This is a genomic window from Micromonospora sp. B9E7, assembly GCF_039871815.1.
Lineage (GTDB): Bacteria > Actinomycetota > Actinomycetes > Mycobacteriales > Micromonosporaceae > Micromonospora.
In genome coordinates, this window is record NZ_JBDPLX010000052.1 from 1 (window position 1) to 1189 (window position 1189).

1 protein-coding gene is annotated in these 1189 nt (G+C 66.8%); it reads right to left on the reverse strand.

Annotation, left to right across the window (positions count from 1 at the left end):
• Nucleotides 1-7: 7 nt before the first annotated feature.
• Nucleotides 8-1135: an IS30 family transposase gene (locus ABGB10_RS33165; protein ID WP_347664918.1), complete on the reverse strand. Its 1128-nt coding sequence runs from the start codon at nt 1133-1135 to the stop codon at nt 8-10.
• Nucleotides 1136-1189 lie beyond the last annotated feature (54 nt).

Consider the following 1189-nt stretch of genomic DNA (forward strand, 5'->3'; position numbering starts at 1 on the left):
GGCGGTTTCAAGCGGCTGTTGCAACCAGGTGTTTGTGGAGTACCTCGGCTGGATTCTGCCAGTCGAGAGTTTGGCGTGGTCGTCCGTTGAGTTCGCGGGCGACCGCGTCGAGGTCGTCCTGGGTCCAGGTGCGGAAGTCGGTGCTGGAGCGGGGGAAGTACTGGCGTAGGAGACCGTTGGTGTTTTCGTTGCTGCCGCGTTGCCATGGGCTGTGGGGGTCGCAGAAGTAGACCTTGCAGTCGGTGGCGAGGGTGAAGACGGGATGCTGGATCATTTCGATGCCCTGGTCCCAGGTCAGGGTCTTGCGGAGCTCGGCCGGTAGGCGGCTCATCAGTGCGGTGAGGGTGTCGATGACCTGTTCGCTGACCCGCGATTCGGGCAAAGCGCCGAGCATCACGTATCGGGTGGCACGCTCGACCAGGGTGATGATCGCGCTGGAGCCTCGGGCGCCGATGACCAGGTCGCCTTCCCAGTGCCCCGGCACGGCCCGGTCTTCGACCTCGGCCGGGCGAGTCGAGATGTGGAAGTCACGCACCCACGGTCGGCTTCCCCGGCCCGCGCTGGCCTGACGCGACTGCGGCCGGCGTAACGCCCGACCAGAGCGCAACGCGACCTGCCGGGCCAACTCCTGGCGCATCCCACCCCGAGCCTGAAAGTAGATCGCCTGGTAGATCGTCTCGTGTGACACCCACATCTCCGGTCGCTCAGGAAACTCCCGCCGCAACGACCGGGCGATCTGCTGCGGCGAGTGCCGCTGCGTCAGACGATCCTTGACCATCTGCCACAGCGGCGGCCACGCCCGCCCCCGCCCCGGACGCAACTTGCCCTCACGAGGACGCCGCGCCCGCGCGTCCGCCTTGGTCTGAGCGTTGCGGTGACAGTACTTCCACCGATACACCCCACCCCACCCCTTCGGGTAGCCCACCCCGGCCACATAACCCGGGTCAGGCCCATGCGGATGCCGCTGACCCGTCGGCACCCGACCCCCGGTGCCGCAGTGATTCCGCGACAACTCCCGCCACACCGTCGACCGATGCCGCCCGATCACCTCCGCGATCTGCGGGAACGTCAATCCCTGACCGAACAACACCTCAATCTGCGCCCGCTCCGCGGACGACAACCTCTGCCCCGGCATGACCCCTCATCCTGACGAGAATCCACCCCGTTGCAACAACCACTTGAGCCCAAG

Coding starts and splice junctions, on each gene's coding strand:
- ABGB10_RS33165 (WP_347664918.1), bottom strand. CDS start 1,135: ATGCCGGGGCAGAGGTTGTCGTCCGCGGAGCGGGCGCAGATTGAGGTG.